The organism is Mesorhizobium sp. RIZ17 (genome assembly GCF_051127865.1).
Taxonomy (GTDB): domain Bacteria; phylum Pseudomonadota; class Alphaproteobacteria; order Rhizobiales; family Rhizobiaceae; genus Mesorhizobium; species Mesorhizobium humile.
Genome location: NZ_CP147861.1, coordinates 2,881,652 through 2,898,778 on the forward strand (window position 1 = coordinate 2,881,652; position 17,127 = coordinate 2,898,778).

Consider the following 17,127-nt stretch of genomic DNA (forward strand, 5'->3'; position numbering starts at 1 on the left):
GCGTCATCATGGAAGTGCTGGATCGCATCGACGGCGTCGTGATTGGCCTGCTGATCGGGTTCGAAAATGGGGCACCGCTGGTGGTTTTCGTAGGCAATCCTCGCGAGACAGCAGTTGCGGCCCGCAGCCTGACGGAACTGGACCTTTCGGCAATCGGTTCGGAACTGGCCTTGCTTTTTGAAGGCGGCGACCCGATGCGCCCGCTGGTTGTCGGTCGCATCATCGATCCTGCTCCCAAGAGCAAGGAGTTGGAGGTGATCCGTGACGGCAAACGTGTGGTCATTACGGCAGAAGAGCGCATTGAGCTACGCTGCGGTCTGGCATCAATCATTCTGGAGAAGAACGGACGGGTGACCATCCGCGGCAGCCAATTGACCAGCCAGGCGAGTGGCACCAATCGTATTCGCGGCGGGGCCGTGCATCTCAACTGAGGCGTTGCCGTGCATCGCGTCGCAACCATAGCTGCCATCGTGAACCAGCATGCCGAAGATGCGGCGTTCCTTTGGCTTCGCCGTCGCCGAGAGATTGATGGCCCCCTCCTTGATGAGACCGACATTGGTCGCATTGATCAGCGCCTCGAAGCAAATATCGAGGGACTGACGGCTGCCGGCGAGGCCGGCTGGGAAGCCGCCCAGGCGCGGTTCGCCGACTATGCTGAACCGGGCGAGTTGTTTGTGTTGGGCGCTCTGGCGCTACGTTGGGGCGATACCAAGCTGGTAGCCTCGGCAATTGAGTTGAGCGCAAGCCTTGGTGAAACAGGCATAACAAGTCTTTCCGCTGCGATCGCGTGCGCGTCGCAAGACAATTTGCGGCCGTTCGTGGCAAAATGGTTGGACACGCGCGACGCGAGGCTACGAGCTCTTGGGCTATCGGCGCTCTGGCACCATCGCGTCGACCCGGGGCCACGCCTGAATGACTTAGTGATCGATACCGACTCGGGTGTGCGTCGGCGCGCCATTAGGCTCGCCGGCGCACTCAAGCGACGAGACCTGCTTTCTGCTGCGCTGGCCGGCCTTGACGGCAAGACGGCCGCGGAGCGCCTAACGGCAGCCTTGGCCGCTTGCCTGCTTGGCGAGGCGCGATCCGCTCATCCCGTGCTCGACAAGATTGTCGTGACGGAACCCGAATTTGCCAAGGCGGCGATCGAGATACGCCTACTGACGACGGCGACGAAGACCGGCAAGATCTGGCTGCAGAAACATCTGGAGCAGCCTTCGCTACGTGGTGCAGCCACGGCTTCGGTTGGTCTGCTCGGCGATCGCGCGGTAATGCCTTGGCTGATCGAGAAAATGCGCGAACCGGAACTTGCCGGTCCGGCCGGCGCATCGCTTCGCGATCTGTTCGAGGTCGATTTCGGCGACACTGACCTTTTCGTCTCCGATCCGGCTCTCCTTGGCGAGGATTTCGTGTATTTGGATGACCCGTCGCTGCCGGTGGCTGATCGCGTCGAGGTATGGTGGGACGAGGGGCGGGGTGGGCACATTCAACGCCCGTTCAGATCGATGCGCCGAGCGCGGCTCAATGCGTTGCGCGCTGGGCTTACCACGCCCGACGCGCCGCTTACCAATTGGCGTCGCACGCGCCGTTTTCCCGCATGGATGTGAGTCACCGCCGGGTCATGCGGGTCATCACCGCCGCGGCACGCAGGCCGTTCTCGGAGGCGAGTTCGCAGACAGCGGTTGGACCAGGTGCGTAATCGTTGAGAAGGCTGTCGGCCGCAAGCATCAATGCCAGCGCTCCGCCAGCCGCACCAATGTCGCCGATGGTCATTGCCGGATAGGCCGTAGGGAGGATCTCCCGGCGCGTGCGGTAGAAGCGTGGCCGTACGATCAGTTCCTCCCAACCGCTGTAACGTTCGCCATTGCTGTTGCTGATGACGAAATCGATATCGGGTTCGGAAGGCCCCGATCCATTCACCGCGTTGCGGAGCGCCTCAAGCAAAGCATCGCCCTGGCTGTAACGTTCGGAGAGAACATTATCTTGTTCCTGAGCCAGCCCTACGCCATGAATGGCCACAAGGATGGGTGATTTTCCTTCCGGTAGGCGCGTGAGCCGGACAAAGGCGGCGGCCTCGCCCGGAACCAGGCCTTGCGCGTTGTTTTCTGCCTTGAGACGGCCTGCCTGACCGAGGCGGGCAAGATCCGCGTCGTTGACAAGACTGTCGACGCCGCCCAGCAGGACCTGTTCGACACCTTGCTGTTCCATCACCTCCAGTGCGCGTTCCAGCAACCCGATGCTCGCAGCAGCCCCACCGTCGATCGCTCGCGACGCGGCGTGGAAGCGCAGGCCAGTCGCCTTGATTACCGTAGCGAGGAAGTCTTGCGGCGCAATGTCGTCATAGGCCGGGTGTTTGCGAAGACTTTCGGGTGGAGTGAGCAGGATTGCCGTTCCCTCAGAAGCACCGGAACCAGTCCACAGCGCCTCTCTGATGGCGCGAGATGCCATGTTGACCAACCATCGGCCTTCGGTGCGGCGGAGCTTTGCCCGAGTCGGAATCGGGGCCGCTATCTGAGTTTGGCCGAGCGGCTCAGCCAGCATTATTTCTTCGAAAGCCGACAGGCCTGCTCGGATCGCCGCCATCGTTTGCGGGGCATTCAGGCCGGCAGGTGTGACCGCACCTGCGCCTGAGACATACAAGGGCCGCTTCATGGCAGCCATGCCGTTCGATGAGGCAACGTGCCGTCGCCCCCGAGCGGGGAGAAATACGCTTTACGCTTACGCCGCGCCAAAAGGAGTGCCGGCGTAACATGGCCAAAAACGATTCCACGCAACCCGGGCGAATTGCGGCGCGTCACAAACGAAAGCCGTGCTTTCAGTGTCACCCGCCACAGCTCCGGCTCGATGATGACCGTGTCAGGCGTGAAGACGTGCTCTTGGGTTCTGTCGTCATAGATCAACCTCACAGGCGCCGTGATCCGAGGCAGACGAAAGGACCAGCGCCCTGTTGGTGTGAGGCCGACCAGTGAGACGTCCTCGCCGCCAGTGAGCCGCGACAGGTGCTGATCGGTCGGTGTGCAAAGGTGGTATCGCGGATCGAAATCCCTCGGGGGCAGCGGCCACTGCGTGTCGATCCATGCTTGGTCGTAGGTGCCTGCATAGGCAATCCGCGGCTTCCAACCCCTCCCGATCGAGCTGAAGCCAGCCGGCTTTGGCCGATCAGCCGGGTTGAGGTAAGGTTCGCCTGGATAGGTAACATTCGGGGCTTGCGTCCTTACCGCGGGGTCGGCCGACGCTGCGTGATGAAATCCGACGCCGACGGGATTACGGGGCTCGCCTTGTCCATCGGGCAGGGTGCCCCCGTAAGCGCGCTCGTAAACGATCGGCATGGTCCTGAACGGATGCGGCGCGCTATAACTGCCCGCATCATAGATACGGTCGCCGACCACGTTCAGCACTTTACGCACGTTGCCGATGCTCAGGCCTACTTGCATCTCGCGAATTGGTTTGCCGTTGGGCGCATGCGCTGTTGCGTTGACGATTACCTCAGCGGCCGGCTTGACCGGTGCTATATCCGCCTCATACCGGTTAGAGGATAGGGCCGGGTCGCCGAATGGCACGTCGCCAAAATTTATTGGCAGTTGTTCGTCCGCCAGCCGCAACTCGTCATTGTGTTCGGGCGCCTCGAAGCTGGCCGAGAACATCACGACGAGAACTTCCTGGCCCTCTGCATTGACCTGCACATGCGTTGCCGCGGCGAAAGGCGTATGGTTCTCAAGCCAGACAGCGAAAGCCATCCTTCAGCACCAGTTGCCTGTTTGGTCGAGGCCGATGGGCCAGTAGGGCATTGCTGTAAGCACGAGAATGGCGCGCTTTTGTTTGGTCCGGTCGAGCGTCGCTAGCAGGAAGTCTTCTGGAAACATCCCTTCTCCTTGCGTCAGCTTCGTGCTTTGTTCGACGCAAGCGAGCCAATAGGTGCGCACCACCGACACGACGGTTTCGTGCGCTGCCGGTCCCGCCGGCCAGCCGGCATAGGCTTTGCGAGCCGCATCCTGGGGGCGTTCGCCATCTTCCATGTGATTGTCGACGATCTCTTGCCACCATTCGATGGCCTGATCGGTCATGCCCGTGAGCTCATCAAGATAAAGTTTGTGCAACGGAAAAAGTCCGGTTTGGCAAGGAAGATACGCAGGTGTGTCAGCATAGTCCGGCATGGTACCACGCACATCCTTTGGAGCATGGTGTAGCCGCCGCCAGCCACGCTCAACATCGTGCAAGATGAAATCAGCCTCATCCATTTTCGACCTCCCGCTCGACGAGCATGTAGTCTTCCAACCCCACCGGGATAAACATGAACTGGCGAAAATGCACGTAGAGATCAGGTCGCTCCGACCTTAGTCGTTCGATCAGGACTTGGTACGGCTCAGATGGCCGTTCGTCATACTCGTCATCATTGTCATCCTCATCCTCATCCTCGTCATCTTCGAAATCGTCGTCGCTCGTCCCCCAATCCTCTTCGACGGGCTCCTCGTCGTCCTCGAGTTCTTCCTCGCGGTCCAGGCGTTCGATAAGGATTGCAAGCTTGAGAAAATGCTTTCGAAAGGTTCCGATCATTACTGGATGCGATCCAGTAAGGCCTGGCCATATGTCATCGATGCTGAAGCCTTGTGCCGTGTATTTTCGGCTTGCCTTCAATTGCTCAAACCATTCCGTCACAGCAGGCAGTGCCGCTTCCAAATCGGAGACATATTCCTTAAAGATTCGATCGAACTCGTCAGTTGATGCCATATCTATATTCCGAGTTTCGTGAGTAGTTCCGTGGTATCAGCCGTGCTGACGCTACCGCCCTGGGTGTTTGAGCACGCTGTGCATTGCGGCTGGACAGACTTGTTATCCTTTTTCCATTTCTCGAAGATCGCGGGGTTGCGGCAGCCACCAAGTTCCTTCCATACCACGGACTGCGGCGGCTGGTGGTCGGCGACCCAACGTTTGCCACGGTTGTAGCGCCGGCCGCTGCTCTTGAAAAAACCTGTATTTATCGATTTCTGACAAGACCAGCAGGCCGCACGGCCCCGCACATGGGCGCGTTGTTTCTTAGTGGTCTTCGTCTCAGGCGGATCCTCCTTGCCCGGAGGGCATCCCTTGCCGGCATCGGCTAGCATCTTGGCGAATTCCGGCCGCTGCAGGTTCTCGATGACTTTTACATAGGTACAGATGATGTTGGGTGGCGTCGACATGCAGTTCTGAATGGCAAGATCGCCATGGCGGCCAACGCCCTTGCCTTCGACTTTCACCGTGAACGACCAAAGCGTTAACGAAGCCTTGCCTTTCGTCTTGTGGGTAACGACACCGCCTCCTTGGGTGCCCGCCTCATTGCCCGAACTGGTCGAGACTTCCGAAACATTCTCCAGCGCGGTGGGGTTGCCGTCGATCTTGACGCTCTTGCTACCCTTGGTCAAATCGCCGGCCGACATGTTGTTGACATAGGGAACCGGCAAAGGCCCGGCCGGCGGCGGCGGCGGGCTAAGGCATACGTCGACCGGGGCAGTACCCGTCCCGCCACTGCCCTTGTGAAAAAATCCCATGCCCTCGGCAAAGACCGTGCAACTCATTGCTCGGATTCCTCTGTCACAGCTCTTGCTGCACGCATCGCCGGCAACGCGTTCGCCGCGAGATCATGGATGTCGGCAAAGCGGAATTCGTTCACCTCCGAATCGTCGCACCAAAAGGTGATAGGATGCGCTTCGTAGTGTGATGACGGCGGCGCGAGCACCGAAAGCTTTTCGCTTATTTTCGCCGTTGTGGAATAGCCTTCGACGGCACTCCTGATTGAATTGGCTACTGCATCGAACCACTCATCGCTGGGATCGGGCGGTGGCCCGAGCCGGACGATGGCGAAGGGGTATCGCCGCCCGACACGATCCTCACTCATGCGCCACACGCCGGCGCAGGGCTGGTCGCTGAAAATCCCCGCGGGAACCACGAACCGCCACGCTCGCGGGTCAAGCTCGCCCTCATCTGGCCGCGCACGCAGCTCCATCGACATCCACCGGTCCCAACGGTCGATGAAAGTCCTCGGGAGATTCCAGGCGACAAAATCTCCCGTCGCCGGAATCTTGCCGAAAAAGCCGGTGTTCAGATCTGCGGCGGACATGTGAACTTCTTGAACATTTCGAGCGTGTAGGGGTTCTCGACGCTGGCCGCCTTGAGCTCGAAATCGGCCCACATCCCCTTGGTGCCGAGCCGCAGGCTGTAGACGTCGGTGAGCTTGGTCGCGTTGAAGCGGCCGCCGCGCAGCATTCTCAGCCACGCCCAGCTGCCGGTCTCGTTGAGCATCACTTCGGGCGAGCCGTCGACCGGCTGGAAGGCCAGCGAGATCACGCCGGTGCCGTCCTTGCCCGGCCATGTCATCGGCTGCGGCCTGGTCGCGTTGTTGTAGTATTCCATGGTCTGGCCATCGAGGTTGAGCGTCACGCGAGCCACGTTGGGCGACAGGTCCTTTGGCTCCAGGGTGAAATTCATCACCGGGCCGGTGCCGCCGGGGAAGAGATCGTCGCGGATATGGCGCGCCTGCTCGAAGGCCGCGAGCGCTGCAGGATCGAGGCCGAAATCGGCGCGCCATTTCCATGGCTCGCTGGCGGTGTCGACATAGTTGATCAAATGGTCGTTGGTGAAGGCGTCGATCAGGCCGGTCGGCCCGAACAGGCGCTGGAAATCGCGCACGTTGACGTCGACCGCGCTGTCCGGGCTGAACGGATAGCGGTTGTTGAGCGCAGCCTGGCAGAAGGGCAGGATGTCGGCGCGCCAGATGGCGTTGAGCTCATTGGTGACGGCCTTCTGCGACAGGCCGCTCGTGTCGCCGGCAATGCCGCCCAGCCAGTCGTTGATCGGCGAAGGCAGGATCTGCGCTTGTCTCGCGACCGCGCCAGTCAGTTCGGCAAGCCCGCCCTGCTTCTTGATGGCGTCCTGCGGATTGGGGTTGGCGGTGACCGTCTGCAGCACGTTGGACAGCGCCGTCAGCGCCACGACGGCGGCGTCGAGCGCCGGCGGCTGGCCGTCGACCTGGGCGATCGTGCCTTTGAGCGGCTTGAAATGCTCGGCCACCAGGCTGCCGGTCATGTCGACCTGATCGGCCGAGCCCGCGCGTGGCAGGAGCTTTGCGCCGGTCTTTACCACCTTGCCGAGTTTACCGAGCTTGCTGAGCAGCTTCGAGCCGGTGTTGGCGGCGTTCTTGTCGTTCGCCGCCGCATCGTCGGAGCGGGTCAGATCGGTCTCCTGTACGACCGCGGTCAGCAGGCGCTTCAACGCGGAGTCGGCGCTGGAGAGATCCTTGAGGTTCTCGCTGGCGACATTGAGATCGGTCAGCGGCGCCAGCCGCATGTCGCGCAGGAAGCTATCCCACTGCGAGATGTAATCGTCGTAATAGAGCTTCAGTATGTCTTCCGACAGCGCGGAGACAGACGTCTCCGAATTCTCCGAGCAGCCGCCGGCAAACACGGCGCGATCGAGCGCCGCCTGTCCGGCGACATCCTCGACCCGGTCGAGGATCGCATCGTGGAAGCCGGCATAGGTGTAGGGGCCCGGAACGCCGACGCGCAGCGTCTTGTCGGAACGGCGCGCGAACACCTTCGCGCCGTTCGGTCCGGCGAAATTGGCCGGCACCCATTCCTTGACCGCCGCCACTTCCGGGTCGGCCAGAAGCTGCTTGTAGGCGCGCTCCGGCAGCGAGATGGTGCACACCGTCTTCAGCGCCTCGGCGACCAGTTCCTTGTCAGGCGCGATGTAGCTGTCGTCGACCGCCATGCGGCGGATCGCGGCAAGCTGGTGCTCTTCGGCATCCGGGGTCGGAAAGGGCGCGGCCGGCGCGAATTGCGGCAGGCTGTTCACCCACCAGTTCTGGACGAAATCGGTGTCCATCTGCGACAGGCCGGTCATCATCCGGTAGGTTTTCAGCGCGCCGAGCATGAAATCCGGATCGCGGATCTGCCGCCACATCGTGGCCTCCAGCAGCGCGACCATATGCGGCTCCAGCACGTTGCGCAGCGCGTGGTCGTAGGTGTCTGTCTGCGCGCGCACCAGCTCTGCCGAGGCGGTCGGGCCGAGCAGATTATGGATCGCGTCCGGCGGCGCGGTGCGGGCCGTCGCCACCGCGTCCATCGCCGCCAGCGCCCCGTCCATGGTCGGCTGCTCGACCGCGGCCGGCATCGCCGCGACATCCGTTAGCGGTTGCTGCAGCGCCTCGAACTGGCCAGCCTGTTCGGTGATCGCATTGCGGTTGTCGAGATAGGACCAGGTGAACAGTCCGCCGGCGAGCAGGGCGGCGAGCGCGCAGGTGGCGGCGGCCCCGCGCCAGATCCATGCGCGGCGCCTTTGCGCCAGCGGATCGAATGTGCCGAGGCCGGCTTCCTTGAAGATCACTTCGGTGAGCAGGTTCCTGAGGAAGAAGCTGCGCTTCTCGACGCGCGCCGCCGGCATGGCGCGGCGCGGCGGCAATCCGAAGGACGAGGAAAGGGCGGCGGTCAGCCGGTCGATCGGCGCGCCTTCCTGCGTCGCCGAGGTCAGATAGAGGCCGCGCAGCCAGGCGGCCTCCTCGTAGCGGCTTTCGCCGAACATCGCCTCGACCAGCACCTGGATCGGCTCGGAGAGGCTCGCCAGCTGTGCCGGGAAACGGAAGATATCGGCGCGCTGGCCGAGTTTGTCCTCGTCTTCGAGCCGCGGCACCAGCCGCCGCTCAAGCTCGGCGGCGAGCCTGGCAAGCTCGGTCTGGATCGTGCCGGCGTTGACGCGGGCATCGAGCGGGAACGTGGTTCCCCACACCTGCTCGCGCGCCGCCGTCGACAAGCCGCCGAAGAAGGCCTCGAAGCCTTTGATCAGGTCGGCCTTGGTCAGCATCAGGTAGACGGGCAGGCGGATCTCGAGCCGATCGTTCAACTCCGCCAGCCGGCGGCGGATTTTTCTGCCATGCGCCTTGATCGCCTCGTCGCCCTCCGAGAGCGTGTCGATCGACAGCGCGACGATGACGCCGTTGAGCGCGCGTCGGCCCCGGTGCTTCTTCAAAAGATCGAGGAAGCCCAACCACTCCGCCGCGTCGACATCCGGCTGGCTTTCCTGCTGAACGTAGCGGCCGGCGGTGTCGATCAGCACCGCGTTCTCGGAAAAGAACCAATCGCAATTGCGCGTGCCGCCGACGCCCTGCAGATCGTCGGTGAGGTCGATCGGGAAATTGAGCCCTGACTGGCGCAGCGCCGTGGTCTTGCCGGTCGCCGGCGGCCCGACGATCACATACCAGGGCATTTCGCGCAGGAATTTGCGGCCGCCGAGCTTGCGGCGCTTGAGCTCGGCCATCACCTCGCCGAACTTCGCTCCGACCGCCGCGACGCTCTCCTCGCCGGGCGTGAGCTGCTTCTCGGCGACGGGCGCCGCAATCTCGGCGACGAACATGCGGTTGGCGCGGATCGCGCGGCGCTGCGCGACGATCAGCCAGATCAGCCAAAGGATGATCAGCCCGGCGATGATGGCGATGCGCACATTGTCGGATTCGAACGGCGCGTAGGGACCGACCTGCACGATCGGGCCGAACACCCAGATCAGCAGCGAAAGCAGCGCAATGCCGATCAGCGTCCACAGGAAACGCGAGGTGATGACGGCCCAGAGGAAGCGCAGGATGAACATCTCAGAGCCTCTTCTCGACCAGGACCTCGACGCGCCGGTTGAGCGCGCGGCCCTCGCGCGTCGAGTTGTCGGCCACCGGATCGGTTTCGGCGCGGCCCTCGGACGAGATGCTCTCCTGCGGCACGCCCGCCTGCACCAGAAGCTTGGCTATGGTTTCGGCGCGGGCTTCCGACAGCCGCTGGTTGCTGGCAAAGGGGTTGGACTTTTGCAGGCGCACATTGTCGGTATGGCCGACGACGGTGATTTTTCCGATCAGCTCCTTGTTGTCCAGGATCACCTTGGCGATCGACGCTATCAGCGGCTCGTACCCTTCAGTCAGCGTCGGCCGCGCAGACTGGAACAGCTCGGGGTTGGAGGACTGGATGATCAGCTTGGCCAGCGAGACGCTTTCGGTGCCGCTGAGCGCAGCTTTCAGCTCGTCCGGCGCCGCGGCCTTGAATTCCGGCAGCAGCGCGAAATCGACCGGCTGCGGCGCCTCGGGCTCGGGCGCATCCTGCTTGGGCGCGGCGCGGGTAACATCGCCGCGCGAGGCAGGCGGCAGCGTGCGCACCAGCGCGGAGAGCTCGACCGCCTGGCTGCTCAGGCCCATCGACAGGCCGATATAGGCAGCCGCGGCGACGACAATTGCGGCCAGCGCCATCACCCAGATCGGAACGATGAAACGCTGCGGCTCGTCGGAGGCGATCACGCCTTTCCAGTTCGGCGACAGCGGGGCGTCCTCGGCGTCCGCATTGCGCAGGAAGCGCGCCGCCGCCACGCGCACGGCATTGAGCGAACGGTCGCCGGCGCGGCCGGGCACGCGGTACTTGCCGCGGAAGCCGAGCGCCAGGCAGTAATACTGCAGCTCCAGCATTTCGCGGTCGCGGTTGGGATGCCGATCCAGCTCGTCAAGGCGGGTGAAGAACTGGGTGCCGGCATCGACGTCGCCGCGCAGCATCACCACCAGCGGCTGGCGCGGCCAGGCGCTGGCGCCGCCCCATGGCGTGTTGAGCGCGAGATCGTCGAGCAGCGCCGCTACCGCCCATGCGGCCTGGTCGGCGCGTTCCAGCGAGGAGCCCGCCGCGATGGAGGCGTCGCGCGCCCGCACCAGCTCGTCGAGCAGGCGCGTGCGCATCACCTCCGGGTTCTCCGGCGCCAGCGCGCTTTCGAGCTCCGGCGCGAATTCGAGCAGCGGCGCGAAGATGTTGATGAGCGTGTTGGGATGGGCGCGCGCCCGCTTCACCGGCGCGCCCGGCGCCAGCGGCGCCATCGGCCGGGGCGCGGCACCGGTCAACCGGATGCGGGTGCGCTCGCGATCCTCCGACAGTCCGAAAGGATCATCCCGGCTCATGGCCTCACCTGTTCACCGAATAGCAGTCGACCTGCGGCTCGCTCGGCAGCACGCCGGAAACGCCGATGACGAAGCCGGGGGCGTCGAGCAGCGAGGCCCAATGCTCGCTCTTCTGGTCGAGCTCCAGGCACAGCCGGTCGCCGTCATAAGGAATCTCGCGCGGCTGCGAATGAAGCGGTTTCAGCGGTATGCCCGGCAGGCGCGACTTCCACAGGCCTTCGAACTGGTCGGCCGAGCCGACCGTAGCCTGGTTGACGAAGATCTTGCGCAGCGCATCCTCCGAAAGCTCGGAGCCGACGCGGATGACGATGCGGCTGGCGACCAGGAGCTTCGGGTTGTCGATGCGCACCTTCCAGACATTGGTCGCGTGCCGCATGACCGGCAGCGCGCGCGACTTCGGCTCGATATAGCGCAGGCTGAGGATGAGCGAACGCAAGGCGTCCGCCAGCGCCATATAGGCGGGGCCGGGCGCCATGTGGTCGTAGGCCGGCAATTCGCCGAGCCGCCTGGAGCTCGAGCCGTACGTCGCCATCTCGCCGGCGAGGCCGGCAAGTTCGAGATAGAGCTCGGCCGGATGGAAGACGTCCTGCGCGAGCATATGGGCAAGGCGTGGCCGCGCGGCGTTGGCGAGGTGCAGCATCAAGAGGTCCTCGACGCTGCGGCCAGCCCCGCCCATCACCATCTTGCCATGCGCCTCGGCGATCTGGTCGAGGCCGGTGACGACCTCCTGCAGCAATTGCCGGTACCAGTGGACGGCGCCGGTGATCAGCGTCGGCGGCAGGAAGGTCGGGTCGAGCGAGACGCCGCCATCGGCGCGCACGCCTTTGATGTCGGCGACCGGCAGCGCAGTGTAGCCGCCGACCGATTTGCCGGGCGCCAGCAGCACCGCTTGCGGCCGGGCGAGCTCGATGTCCTCCGGATCGGCGCCGCCCTGCACGGCATCGCGCACCGGGACGATCTTGCCGTGGTAGCGCGCGCCCGTCGATGCGGCATGCGCCGGATCGAACCCGACGCCGCCGGGCGGCTCGAGCGGCAGCGCCACCAGCACCGACCCGGCGCCGGTGTCGGCGGTGACCGGCAACGGCTTGGGCGCATCCATCAGCTCCGGGATGGAGAAGGGCGTGCCGTCCGGGAAGATGCCCCGGGCGGACACGATCGACACCTGGCCGGCATCGAGCAGCGACTGGTCGAGCGTCAGCTGCTGGAAGCCGAACGTGTGGAGCTGGCCGGCCTGCAAGGCGCCGCGTACCATGCCTTCGAAGAACCGGTCCTGCTGCTGGAAATGCTGGGTCCTGAGAAACAGGCCCTCCGACCACAGCACCCTGTTTGCGTCGCTCATGCTGCCACTCTCTGCACTGCCGTGGTTGTCTCGCTCAGGCGGAAATGCCGCCCTTGCCGAGGCCGACATTGATGGTGAACTTCGACCCCGGCGAAACCGACTTGGTCGTGCGCCAGTTGCGTCCGCCGGGTTCGCGGATCAACGCGACGAAGCCGAGCGCCGTCGCATTCGGTTCGACCGTGATGGTCTTGGCCGCGGTCTTGCCCGGCGCCACCGAGATCGTGTCCATGCCGATCAGATCGGCCCCGAGCGCCGCGCTGGCGCCCCCCTGCAACGCGAAATAATCGGCAGAATTGAACTTGCCGGTGCTGGCAAGCCGCATCACCAACACCGTCACCGGCCGGTCGCCGCCGCCCGGTCCCGGGTTCATGCCGGCGCCGCCGGTCACGTTGACCGAGATGACCGACGGTTTCGGCGGGCCGCTCTGGCAAGCCGCAAGCAGCCCCGTGGCGCCGATGGCAATGATGAATTCGCGTCTGTCGATCATGTCCCTACTCCTCTTCATATGCATCCCTGAAGTCTGCGCCGATCTCGCCCAGGAAGCTCGATTCCGCGCTCTGGGCGATGTCGCGATGGCGTTTCTGGTAAAGCTCCCACAGCTTGGCATTGCGCCCGCCGGACAGCAGATTGCCGATCGCCGAATTGGACTTGAGTTCTTCCTCGATCGCGGCCGGATCGAAACGGTCGATCATGCGCCGCAGCGCCGCCTGGACGCCGCGCCACGCGCGCACGTGATGCTGCGCGAGATCCTTGACCGCGTCGCCGATCGCCGCCTCGCCGGAGAGAAAGCCCGGACTGCGTTCCGCGATGATGGTGACGATGACATCCTCGACCGTCGGCAGGAATTTGAGCGGATTGACCTCGGAGGCGCCGACCATGGTCTGGGCGACGCGCGCGCTGCCCTTCTCCTCGGCGCGCTTGCGCAAAAGCTGCATCAGGCCATCGAGCATCAGCCTGTATTCCCGCCCGAACTTCTCCATTTCGGCGATCGCGTCGCGTCCGGGGAAATCGGCCTCCTCGACGCCCATGCCGCGCAGGAACGCGGCGCGCAGCGCCATGTCGTTCGGCGCCGGTTGCGTCGAACGAGATGGCCTTGGCGCGGCGACAGGGCGAGACGGTGGGGCAGGGGGGGCGGCCACCTGCGCCGGTACCTCCCATGGGCGGGCGGCCTTCGACTTCTCGGCGGGCCGCTCGTCGCGGCCGGCTGCGTTGGCGCTGTTGCCGGCAGCGGGTGTCGCGGCTGGCCCGAAGCTGAAATCGTCGAAGCCGGACGGTTTCGGCGCAAGCTCGGGCGCATCGTTGCGCGATGGCATCTCGCCGAAGCCGAACGGATCCGACCGGCCGGCGGCGGGCTCGTCGCCCGAGACCGGCGTCGCCACCGGATCGAGGCTGAACGGGTCGTCGAAGGCGGGCGAGCTGCGCTGGCTCGAGGCGCGGTCGTAAGCTCCGGGCACAGGCTGTTCGAACGGATCGGGCAGGCCGGCCGGGCGCGGTCGCTGCGGCTCTTCCTCGACCTTCGCCGAGAAGAAATCGTCGCCGCCGATGCTGGGAGGCGTGCGCGATTGCGGCGGCGACCATGCCGGTGCGGCGTTGGCGATCGGCGCCTGGCCGATCGACGTATGGCCGGCGTTGGGTTGGACCTCGACATGCAACACATAGTCGCCCAGGCGCAGCCGCATGCCGCTTTGCAGTCGTGCCGACCTGCCGGTGCCGAGAGGGTTCTCGGAATCGTCGATGAACAATCCGCTGCTCGACGTGTCGGTGACGTAATAGCCGTCGCGGCCGCCGCTGATCTTGCAGTGCGCCCGCGAGACGAACATGTCCGGATCGTCGATCTGCCAGCCGGCATCGGCGCTGCGGCCGATCACCAGCTCGCCCTCGTCCAGCCGGGCCTGCCTGACCACCTGCGAGCGCGGGCCTTGTTCCAGGGTCAGAAGCAGGCTCATGCGGCTGCCTCCGCCATTTCCGGCCGCCAGCCGACGATGGTGCGCAGCCTGAGATCGTCGGCGTCGCCCTTTTCGGCGGGGCGTGAAAGCCAGGAGGTTCGGCCGAGCTGGATGGTCCCCATCTTCGGCGCAGGCACCGCGTCGCGCGCGAGCACGATCCTGAGATCGACGTCGAGCGCTTCGCCGATCATGTCGCGCACCGCCTTCTTGAACAGGGCTAAGCGCCGTTCGCCCGGCAGGAAGGACTTGAAGTCGTCGAGGCCGAGCGGTCCGACGCGCAGCTCGATCCGGCTCTGGCGGCTGAAGACGCGCGGCCCGATCGTCGCGCCGCCGTCGAGCGACGCATAGGCCTTGCCGATGCGGCTCTGCAGCGCCGTGGGGATCGTGATCCAGGCGGCGACGAATTCCTTGATCTGCACCGGCACCTTGAAGGCGGTGGCGAGAAACAGCGTCAGCCGCTCGGCGCCGTCGACCTGGTTGGCCAGCGATGCGGCCTGGCGCAGCCGCACCGTGTCGAGCTCCGGATCCTGCGTGCCGGGAAGGCCGATCCCGGCCATGGCTTCCAGCATGGCGCGTACGCGTCCGCCGACCGAACGTTCGACCTGCACCGCCGGATGCGCATCCGCCCATGCGCGGTAATAGAGCGCGATCATGCGATGCTGCAGGATGTTGACGAAGTCGACGAAGGTCGTATCGCTGGTCTGCTCGGCGTCGGCGCCGGTGAACCAGCGCTGCGAGAGCCGGTCGAGCACCCAGCGCGTCAGATGCAGCGGCATCGGCCCTTCCGGCCCGAGCAGGCCGAGATTGGCGACGGTCACCCGCGCCGGAGCCTTGTCCCTGGCGTCTTGGAATTTGACCACGTCCCTGGCCGAAAAGCTCAGGCGCACATGCTGGCCGATCCTTGCCGGCTCACGGTCAGCGGTTCCGGAATGGCCGAACAGCCCGCGCCGCTGCTCCAGGCGGCGCAGCAACTCGAAGAAGTCGTACCCTTCCGAAAGCGCCTCGGCTTCGTTTGGGGCCGGCTGCGCTAGATCAGGTAGCGATTGCCGGGCGTCATCGGCCATGGCACATCCTCCTGCTTCTGCAGCAGCCGCGTACGCGTCCGCACGAAACCGTTTATCCCGGCATGGCGGGCGAACAGCCGCGCAAGCAGGGCCGAAAGCAGCAGCGTGCTTTGCCCCGCCAGCACCGACTGGTCGACATGCAGCGTCACCTCTGTGCCGCGTCCGAAACACATCGGCCCGTCGATCTTGAGCCGCTCGATCACCGGGCGCGAGTCGATGCGGGTGATCGAGTGCACGTTGCGGGCAACGCTTGGATCGCCGCGATCGGCGTAGAGGTCGAGCAAGGCATGCAGCGGATCGACACCGCGGCCTTCCTTGGCGAGGCTCAGGAAATTGAGCGAGAGCTGCGCCACCAGCCGCCAGGCGAGGTTGTCGGCGCGGGATTCGCCTTCGGCGCCGGCCGGCAGCGCTGCCGGGATCGCCGGCTGCGGCGGCCGCAGCGCGCCGAGCAGCCGCACCGCTTCCACCGGATCGGCGGTCTCCAGCGTCAGCGCCGGCGTGTCGTCCAGGATCGGCAGGTCGCGGTTGGTGCAGAGCGCCATGATGTCGAGCCGCTTGAGCGGCCGGTTGGGCTGGCTGCCGGCCGGCCGCGAGACGGCGAGAAAGACGTCGTCGCCCGTATAGGAGGTGCGGGTCAGGCCGTCGCGCCGTTCGTCCTCCGTCGCCCGGCGCGGGCGCCGCTCCGTCGAATAGACCCAGCCGCTGCCGCGGTTCTGCCCCAGGCTGAACAGTTCGGGGATGATCGCTTCGCTGCCTTCCGCCTCGGCGTCTTCAACCCGGGTGACGCGAAAAATCTCGAAGTCGCGCGCCCGCGTGCGGTCGGCATGCAGCACCTGCCGCGTCCGGCGCGGATCGATCTCGATGACGTTGCACTCGCGTTCGAAGAGATTGATGATCGGCGTCGCGAACAGCTCGAAATCGGCGACCGCCACGTCGGCAAGTTCCGGCACCGGACGCCGGAACAGGAAGATGATCTCCATTCCGCCATCGCATTTGCGCACCACCGGCTGCAGGCCGGCGACCCGCACATAATGGAAGCGTTCGGGGATCATGAAATATTCTCGCAGCAACCGGTATCCCTCGAAGGTCGGGCGGGTGCGCGGCATCAGCGCTTCGTCGTCGTGGATGCCGATCATTTCGGGCTCGGGCAGCGCCGTCAGCGCATTGGTCTTGCCTTCCGCCCGCGCCCCGACGGCCGAGCAGGCGCCGAAGATCGCGTCGAAGATGAGCGGCGCCTTGGTGCGTCCGGCGAAATAGAGGTCGAGACGGTCGAGCGACAATTCGCTGAGCTTGCCTTTTCCGGTTCGGGCGAACGCGATGCGGAATGCCGCTTCGCCGCGCACGCCGCCGACCGGCGCGATGCCGGCGGCGGCCAGCGCGCTGCGGTCCTGGAAATAGCTGACCGATGTGATCGCGATCGGCCATAGCGTGACCTCTTGCGCGGTGGTGAAGGTCGAGCGCGTCGACAACCCCGGATGCAGGCCCGAGACCAGTCGCGTGCCGCGCGCGACGGCGTGGCCGGCGATCATCGACTGCACCTGCTGTCCAGGTTTCAGCACGGCCATCGCGGTCGCCGGCGCCGGCGTCACCAGGTCCGGATAGAGCACGTCGAGCACGGCGCGCGAGAAGCGCGAGCGCTCCGCGTCGACCTTGAGCCGCGTGCGAGCTGCAAGAAACGCCACGCCGTCGAGCAGCCGTTCGACATAGGGATCGGGGCAGGGGACGGTGTCGAGGGAAAGGTTGCGGGCGACCGCCGGATGCATGTCGGCGAATTCCGCGGCCAGCGCCCGGATATGGGTCAGTTCTTCTTCGTAGTACTCCACGAAGACCCTATCCATC

At 65.0% G+C, this 17,127-nt stretch carries 15 protein-coding genes; 2 read left to right on the plus strand and 13 right to left on the minus strand.

Annotated elements, in window-relative coordinates; genetic code table 11:
• Positions 1 to 8 precede the first annotated feature (8 nt).
• Together WDX12_RS13950 and WDX12_RS13955 are read left to right on the plus strand one after the other, a co-directional pair.
• Positions 9 to 431 (plus strand): DUF6484 domain-containing protein, encoded by a 423-nt coding sequence (locus WDX12_RS13950; protein WP_434725255.1) that lies wholly within the window; start codon positions 9 to 11, stop codon positions 429 to 431.
• Positions 432 to 440: 9 nt separating this feature from the next.
• On the plus strand, positions 441 to 1,604 hold the full coding sequence (locus WDX12_RS13955) for a hypothetical protein (RefSeq protein WP_434725256.1): 1,164 nt from the start codon (positions 441 to 443) through the stop codon (positions 1,602 to 1,604).
• Position 1,605: 1 nt separating this feature from the next.
• Here the strand turns inward: WDX12_RS13955 and WDX12_RS13960 are convergent, their stop codons facing one another.
• From WDX12_RS13960 to tssF, 13 genes are read right to left on the minus strand one after another with little or no spacing between them, the layout of a single operon-like run.
• Positions 1,606 to 2,658, minus strand: coding sequence for a beta-ketoacyl synthase N-terminal-like domain-containing protein (locus WDX12_RS13960; RefSeq protein ID WP_434725257.1), 1,053 nt, complete (start codon positions 2,656 to 2,658; stop codon positions 1,606 to 1,608).
• Positions 2,646 to 3,734 (minus strand): DUF2169 family type VI secretion system accessory protein, encoded by a 1,089-nt coding sequence (locus WDX12_RS13965; protein WP_434725258.1) that lies wholly within the window; start codon positions 3,732 to 3,734, stop codon positions 2,646 to 2,648. The genes WDX12_RS13960 and WDX12_RS13965 overlap by 13 nt, the downstream gene beginning before the upstream one ends.
• Before the next feature lie 3 nt (positions 3,735 to 3,737).
• Positions 3,738 to 4,235, minus strand: a complete 498-nt coding sequence (locus tag WDX12_RS13970; protein WP_434725259.1) for a hypothetical protein — start codon at positions 4,233 to 4,235, stop codon at positions 3,738 to 3,740.
• Positions 4,228 to 4,725 (minus strand): hypothetical protein, encoded by a 498-nt coding sequence (locus WDX12_RS13975; RefSeq protein ID WP_434725260.1) that lies wholly within the window; start codon positions 4,723 to 4,725, stop codon positions 4,228 to 4,230. Before WDX12_RS13975 ends, WDX12_RS13970 begins: the two co-directional genes overlap by 8 nt.
• Before the next feature lie 2 nt (positions 4,726 to 4,727).
• The gene (locus tag WDX12_RS13980) at positions 4,728 to 5,549 is read right to left on the minus strand and encodes a DUF4150 domain-containing protein (RefSeq protein WP_434725261.1); all 822 of its coding nucleotides are present in this window, start codon (positions 5,547 to 5,549) and stop codon (positions 4,728 to 4,730) included.
• Positions 5,546 to 6,091 (minus strand): type VI secretion system-associated protein TagF, encoded by a 546-nt coding sequence (gene tagF, locus WDX12_RS13985; protein WP_434725262.1) that lies wholly within the window; start codon positions 6,089 to 6,091, stop codon positions 5,546 to 5,548. Before tagF ends, WDX12_RS13980 begins: the two co-directional genes overlap by 4 nt.
• Complete coding sequence (tssM, locus tag WDX12_RS13990; RefSeq protein WP_434725263.1) at positions 6,073 to 9,609, minus strand: type VI secretion system membrane subunit TssM; 3,537 nt, start codon at positions 9,607 to 9,609, stop codon at positions 6,073 to 6,075. Before tssM ends, tagF begins: the two co-directional genes overlap by 19 nt.
• 1 nt (position 9,610) lies before the next feature.
• The gene (gene tssL, locus WDX12_RS13995; RefSeq protein WP_434725264.1) at positions 9,611 to 10,939 is read right to left on the minus strand and encodes a type VI secretion system protein TssL, long form; all 1,329 of its coding nucleotides are present in this window, start codon (positions 10,937 to 10,939) and stop codon (positions 9,611 to 9,613) included.
• 4 nt (positions 10,940 to 10,943) lie between these two features.
• Positions 10,944 to 12,278 carry a type VI secretion system baseplate subunit TssK gene (gene tssK / locus WDX12_RS14000; protein ID WP_320298730.1) on the minus strand — a complete coding sequence of 445 codons (1,335 nt, stop codon included), beginning with the start codon at positions 12,276 to 12,278 and terminating at the stop codon, positions 10,944 to 10,946.
• Between the two features lie 34 nt (positions 12,279 to 12,312).
• Positions 12,313 to 12,765, minus strand: a complete 453-nt coding sequence (gene tssJ, locus WDX12_RS14005) for a type VI secretion system lipoprotein TssJ (protein ID WP_320298731.1) — start codon at positions 12,763 to 12,765, stop codon at positions 12,313 to 12,315.
• Between the two features lie 4 nt (positions 12,766 to 12,769).
• Positions 12,770 to 14,224 (minus strand): type VI secretion system-associated FHA domain protein TagH, encoded by a 1,455-nt coding sequence (gene tagH, locus WDX12_RS14010; RefSeq protein WP_434725265.1) that lies wholly within the window; start codon positions 14,222 to 14,224, stop codon positions 12,770 to 12,772.
• A complete protein-coding gene (gene tssG, locus WDX12_RS14015) occupies positions 14,221 to 15,288 on the minus strand; it encodes a type VI secretion system baseplate subunit TssG (RefSeq protein ID WP_434725266.1) in 1,068 nt (355 codons plus the stop codon). Before tssG ends, tagH begins: the two co-directional genes overlap by 4 nt.
• A complete protein-coding gene (gene tssF, locus WDX12_RS14020; RefSeq protein WP_434725267.1) occupies positions 15,252 to 17,126 on the minus strand; it encodes a type VI secretion system baseplate subunit TssF in 1,875 nt (624 codons plus the stop codon). Before tssF ends, tssG begins: the two co-directional genes overlap by 37 nt.
• Position 17,127: the final 1 nt, after the last annotated feature.

Excerpts from the sequence above, each read along its gene's own strand:
- WDX12_RS13950 (WP_434725255.1), top strand. The coding sequence starts at position 9 with ATGGAAGTGCTGGATCGCATCGACGGCGTCGTGATTGGCCTGCTGATC.
- WDX12_RS13960 (WP_434725257.1), bottom strand. The coding sequence starts at position 2,658 with ATGGCTGCCATGAAGCGGCCCTTGTATGTCTCAGGCGCAGGTGCGGTC.
- WDX12_RS13965 (WP_434725258.1), bottom strand. The coding sequence starts at position 3,734 with ATGGCTTTCGCTGTCTGGCTTGAGAACCATACGCCTTTCGCCGCGGCA.
- WDX12_RS13970 (WP_434725259.1), bottom strand. The coding sequence starts at position 4,235 with ATGGATGAGGCTGATTTCATCTTGCACGATGTTGAGCGTGGCTGGCGG.
- WDX12_RS13975 (WP_434725260.1), bottom strand. The coding sequence starts at position 4,725 with ATGGCATCAACTGACGAGTTCGATCGAATCTTTAAGGAATATGTCTCC.
- WDX12_RS13980 (WP_434725261.1), bottom strand. The coding sequence starts at position 5,549 with ATGAGTTGCACGGTCTTTGCCGAGGGCATGGGATTTTTTCACAAGGGC.
- tagF (WP_434725262.1), bottom strand. The coding sequence starts at position 6,091 with ATGTCCGCCGCAGATCTGAACACCGGCTTTTTCGGCAAGATTCCGGCG.
- tssM (WP_434725263.1), bottom strand. The coding sequence starts at position 9,609 with ATGTTCATCCTGCGCTTCCTCTGGGCCGTCATCACCTCGCGTTTCCTG.
- tssL (WP_434725264.1), bottom strand. The coding sequence starts at position 10,939 with ATGAGCCGGGATGATCCTTTCGGACTGTCGGAGGATCGCGAGCGCACC.
- tssK (WP_320298730.1), bottom strand. The coding sequence starts at position 12,278 with ATGAGCGACGCAAACAGGGTGCTGTGGTCGGAGGGCCTGTTTCTCAGG.
- tssJ (WP_320298731.1), bottom strand. The coding sequence starts at position 12,765 with ATGATCGACAGACGCGAATTCATCATTGCCATCGGCGCCACGGGGCTG.
- tagH (WP_434725265.1), bottom strand. The coding sequence starts at position 14,224 with ATGAGCCTGCTTCTGACCCTGGAACAAGGCCCGCGCTCGCAGGTGGTC.
- tssG (WP_434725266.1), bottom strand. The coding sequence starts at position 15,288 with ATGGCCGATGACGCCCGGCAATCGCTACCTGATCTAGCGCAGCCGGCC.
- tssF (WP_434725267.1), bottom strand. The coding sequence starts at position 17,126 with ATGGATAGGGTCTTCGTGGAGTACTACGAAGAAGAACTGACCCATATC.